Source organism: Dietzia sp. B44 (genome assembly GCF_014145245.1).
Taxonomy (GTDB): Bacteria; Actinomycetota; Actinomycetes; order Mycobacteriales; family Mycobacteriaceae; genus Dietzia; species Dietzia natronolimnaea.
In genome coordinates, this window is sequence record NZ_JAALEF010000377.1 from 1 (window position 1) to 4562 (window position 4562).

Sequence of the window (4562 nt, forward strand, 5' to 3'; positions counted from 1 at the left end):
GCCGACCGCCGCGGTGGGGCGTCCCGCGGTGAGTCGCGCGGTGGCGGACGGCAGTTCGACGACCGGCGATCCGCCGGTCGCCCCGGTCAGGACGCCCGCCAGGCAGCGCGGGTCGACGAACCGGCCCTCCCCGACGAGATCGAGGCCGCAGATCTCGACATGGAGATCAGGCGGGACCTCCGTGGACTGGACAAGGCGAACGCCGAGCTGGTGGCTCGGCACCTGGTCGCGGCGATGCATTTCGTGGACGACGATCCCGAGCTGGCCCTCGCCCACGGGCGGGCCGCGAAGAATCGCGCCGGGCGGATAGGCGTCGTCCGGGAGACCCTCGGAGTGCTCGCCTACCGGGCCCGTGAGTGGTCCGAGGCCCTCGGGGAACTGCGTGCGGCCCGACGGATCTCGGGAGGTCCCGGTCTGCTCGCGATGATGGCCGACTGCGAGCGGGGTCTCGAGCGCCCGCAGAAGGCCATCGAGCTCGCCCGGGGGGAGGAGTCCCGCCAGGTCTCCGGTGAGGACCTCGTGGAACTGCGCATCGTCGAAGCCGGTGCGCGGGTGGACATGGGCCAGCTCGACGCCGCCCTGGTGACCCTCCAGGACGCCGGAGCCGATCCGGCGGCGGTGGGCGAGGAGGCGGCACGGTTGGACTACGCGTACGCGGAGGTGCTGCTGGCGTCCGGTCGGAAGGACGAGGCCGCCGCATGGTTCGGCCATGCGGTGGCGGCCGACCCTGATCATCACACGGACGCGGAGTCGCGCCTGGCGGAGCTCGAGGACTGACCCCGGTGTCACCAGCCACTCTGTCGGATCTGCACGACGCACTTCTCGTGGACCTCGACGGGACGCTCATCCGAGGTTCCGAGCCCGTACCGGGCGCGGCCGAGGCACTGGACGCCTCGGGGCTCCCGGTGGTCTACGTGACCAACAACGCGAGCCGTGCTCCCGCCGACACCGCGGCACACCTCCGCGACCTGGGTTTCACCGCCCGCGCGTCCGATGTCATGACGAGTGCCCAGGCGGCGGTGATGATGTTGGTCGATCACGTCGACGCCGGCGCGAGGGTTCTCGTGGTGGGCCACGACAGCTTCCGCGACCTCGCCAGGGAGGCTGGCTACGAGGTCGTCCACTCGGCCGACGACCATCCGGAGGTGGTCCTCCAGGGGCTGTCCCGCGAGCTGACCTGGGGCGACCTCGCCGAGGGGTGCCTCGCGATCCGCCGTGGGGTTCCGTGGGTGGCCTCCAACACCGACACGACGCTACCCACCGAGCGGGGCCTGCTCCCCGGCAACGGCTCGCTGGTCGCGGCGCTTCGTGCGGCGACGGACCGCGAACCCGTCGTGGCGGGGAAACCGGCCGCCGGGGTGCTCAGGGCCGCCGCCGACCTCGTCGGCGCGACGCGTCCACTGGTCATCGGCGACAGGCTCGACACCGACATCGAAGGGGCGGTCGCGGCCGACATGCCCTCACTTCTGGTCCTGACCGGTGTCCACGGGACGGCCGACCTGCTGGTCGCCGAGGAGCGTCGTCGCGCCACTCACCTGGCCCGGGACCTCTCGGCGCTCGCGGCGCCGCCCGAGTCGAGTCATATCGAGTCGGCCGCCGGACTCGACGCGAGGGTGCTGGACGGTTCTCTTCACCTGCAGGGGATCCCGGAGACGTTGAGTGGCGTCGACCTCGCGCGCAGCGTCATCCGTCAGGCGTGGCTGCACGGGGTGACCGCACTCGCGGATCCCGGTGACGGTGCGCGGTCGCGGCTCGCCGATGCGGGACTCGTCGTGGGCTAGCGTGGACCGCGTGAGCACTCCCGGACCGACACCACTTCCAGGCCCCGTGGGCCCGGACGTCGACGAGCTCCGCTCGGCGTTCGACGATCTCCTCGCCGACTCCGTCGGGCCGTCGACGGCCGACGGCGATGACGGCGGGGTGGTCCGCGACGATCAGGTCCGGGCCCTGGACGCCGCTCATGACCTGCTCGCCCGAGCGCTCTCCGTCCTGGACGCCGCCCGCTGATGGCGGTCACACGGAGGCGCCTGGACGCCGAGCTGGTCCGCCGCAGGATGTGTGACAGTCGGGAACGGGCCCGGGACCTCATCGGCTCCGGGCGTGTGATCGTCAACGGGGTGGCGGCCAGCAAACCCGCGACCCAGGTGGAGCCCACCACCTCGATCGCGCTCGCCGCGTCGAACGAACCGGACTGGGCCTCCCGGGGAGCCCACAAACTCATCGGTGCGCTGGACGCCTTCGGTGTGCGCGTCGACGGTGCGCGCTGTCTCGACGCCGGTGCCTCCACGGGAGGCTTCACCGACGTTCTGCTCTCACGTGGTGCCGCCCGCGTCGAGGCGGTGGACGTGGGCTACGGGCAACTCGTGTGGCGCCTGCGCAGCGACGGTCGCGTCGGGGTCCACGACAAGACCAACGTGCGATCCCTCACTCCCGAGGACATCGGGGGCGAGGTCGACGTGGTGGTCTCGGACCTGTCCTTCATCTCCCTCCCGCTCGTCCTGCCCGCACTGACCGCGTGCGTCCGCACCGGCGGGGATCTGCTGCCGATGGTCAAACCGCAGTTCGAGGTGGGCCGCGAGCGGGTCGGCCAGGGTGGCGTCGTCCGCGACCCCGCCCTCCGGATCGAGGCGGTCACGGGTGTCGCGCGCGCCGCTGCGGCGCTCGGGCTGGAGGTCCTCGGCTGCGTGGCCAGCCCGCTCCCGGGGCCGTCCGGGAACGTCGAGTACTTCCTCCATCTCCGCAAGACCGGGTCGGGCGCCCCGGTGGAGCTGACCCACCAGGCGTCGGACGCCATCCACCGCGCCGTGGAGGAGGGGCCGAAATGACGGACATGACAGGTCAGGGGACGCCCCGCCGGATCCTGCTCGAGGCCAATATCGAGCGGCCGGACATCGTCGCCATCGTCGCCCAGGTCGTCGACGCCTGCGCGAACCGGGGGATCGCGGTGCGCATGCTCGCCGACACGAGTGAGAACGTCGCCACGGGGACGGGCGTGGAGTCGGTCGCCGACACTCCGCACGCCGCCGACGGGTGCGAGCTCGTCCTGGTCCTGGGTGGGGACGGGACGTTCCTGCGGGCGTGTCAGTACGCCACCGCGGCCGATGTGCCGGTGCTGGGGGTCAACCTCGGGCATGTCGGGTTCCTCGCCGAGTCGGAGGTCTCCTCGCTGCACGGGGTCGTCGAACAGATCGCCGACCGGGACTACCGGGTGGTCGAGCGCATGACGGTCGAGGCCACCGTCATGCACGGGGACACCGTCCTCGGCCACGACTGGGCGCTCAACGAGGTGAGTATCGAGAAGGTCTCCCGGCAGGGCGTCCTCGAGGCGTCGGTCGAGATCGATGGGCGACCGGTGAGCGACTACGGGTGCGACGGCATGCTCGTGTCGACCCCGACCGGGTCGACGGCCTACGCGTTCTCCGCGGGAGGGCCGATCGTCTGGCCGGAGCTCGACGCGATCCTGGTGGTCCCGAACAACGCCCATGCCCTGTTCGCCCGGCCCATGGTGGTGGCGCCGAGTTCGCGTGTCGCCGTGGAGACCGGGACCCGGTCGGGGCCCGCGGTGGTCGTGCTCGACGGGCGGCGGCTGGTCGACGCCCCCGCCGGTAGCCGCGTGGAGGTGGTGCGCGGCCGGAGGCCGGTCAAGTGGGTGCGATTGGACGACTCACCGTTCACGGACCGACTGGTGACCAAGTTCGAACTCCCGGTGACCGGGTGGCGTGGCCGGTCCGCCGCCCGCCCCCTCCCCTAGGGTGGGTGCGTGCTCACGGAACTTCGGATCAGCGGACTCGGCGTCATCGACGAGGCCGTGGCCGATTTCGCCCCGGGCCTGTCGGTCCTGACCGGTGAGACCGGCGCCGGCAAGACCATGGTCGTCACCGGTCTGAGGCTTCTGGCCGGGGGGCGCGCCGATCCGGGCCGGGTTCGCCGCGGTGCCGACAAGGCCGTGGTGGAGGGGCGGTTCGACCTGGCCGCCGCGGCGACGATGGCTTCCGAGGACAGAGACCAGCTCGACAGACTCCTCGAGGAGGCGGACGTTGAGCTCGACGAGGACGGGACGGTGATCGCGGCCCGCCGGGTCGGCGCCGACGGACGCTCCCGGGCCCGGTTGGGTGGTCGGTCGGTGCCCGCCGGCACCCTGGCCCGGTTCTGTTCCCCGGTACTCGCGGTCCACGGCCAGAACGACCAGCTCCGGCTCCTGCGTCCGGACCGGCAGCGCGAGGCGGTCGACTCCCACGGGGGCGAGCGGGCGCGGGTCGCACTCAGGGCGTACCGGGAGACCTTCCACCGGTGGCGTGAGGCCGAGAGGTCGCTGGCAGAGCGCACGGGGCGCGCCCGCGAGCTGGCCCGCGAGGCCGACCTGCTGCGCCACGGGCTCGACGAGATCGACGCCCTGGACCCCAGACCGGGGGAGGAGGCCGAGCTCGACGCGGTCATCCGGCGTCTCACCGACTCGGAGGAGTTGCGTGAGGTGGCCGGGCAGGCACACGAGACGCTGACGGGAGACGGAGAGACCGCGGAGCCGGTCGTCAACGTCCTGGACCAGTTGCGGCAGCGGCTCA

Annotated in this window: 6 protein-coding genes; all 6 read left to right on the forward strand. The window is 72.4% G+C overall.

The genetic code is table 11. From position 1 onward, the window contains the following. Positions 1-777: tetratricopeptide repeat protein (locus G6017_RS12295; RefSeq protein WP_182610357.1), on the forward strand; the 777-nt coding region annotated here is incomplete at its 5' end. Between the two features lie 5 nt (positions 778-782). Beyond that, complete coding sequence (locus tag G6017_RS12300) at positions 783-1781, forward strand: HAD-IIA family hydrolase (protein ID WP_304814589.1); 999 nt, start codon at positions 783-785, stop codon at positions 1779-1781. A gap of 10 nt (positions 1782-1791) precedes the next feature. Continuing rightward, positions 1792-2007: a hypothetical protein gene (locus G6017_RS12305; protein ID WP_304814591.1), complete on the forward strand. Its 216-nt coding sequence runs from the start codon at positions 1792-1794 to the stop codon at positions 2005-2007. After that, positions 2007-2825: a TlyA family RNA methyltransferase gene (locus G6017_RS12310; RefSeq protein WP_277819599.1), complete on the forward strand. Its 819-nt coding sequence runs from the start codon at positions 2007-2009 to the stop codon at positions 2823-2825. Before G6017_RS12305 ends, G6017_RS12310 begins: the two co-directional genes overlap by 1 nt. Then, on the forward strand, positions 2822-3751 hold the full coding sequence (locus G6017_RS12315) for an NAD kinase (RefSeq protein WP_182610359.1): 930 nt from the start codon (positions 2822-2824) through the stop codon (positions 3749-3751). The genes G6017_RS12310 and G6017_RS12315 overlap by 4 nt, the downstream gene beginning before the upstream one ends. A gap of 9 nt (positions 3752-3760) precedes the next feature. Further along, positions 3761-4562 (forward strand): AAA family ATPase (locus G6017_RS16865; RefSeq protein ID WP_347237997.1); only part of this gene is annotated, 802 nt, incomplete at its 3' end.

Coding starts and splice junctions, on each gene's coding strand:
- G6017_RS12310 (WP_277819599.1), top strand. CDS start 2,007: ATGGCGGTCACACGGAGGCGCCTGGACGCCGAGCTGGTCCGCCGCAGG.
- G6017_RS12315 (WP_182610359.1), top strand. CDS start 2,822: ATGACGGACATGACAGGTCAGGGGACGCCCCGCCGGATCCTGCTCGAG.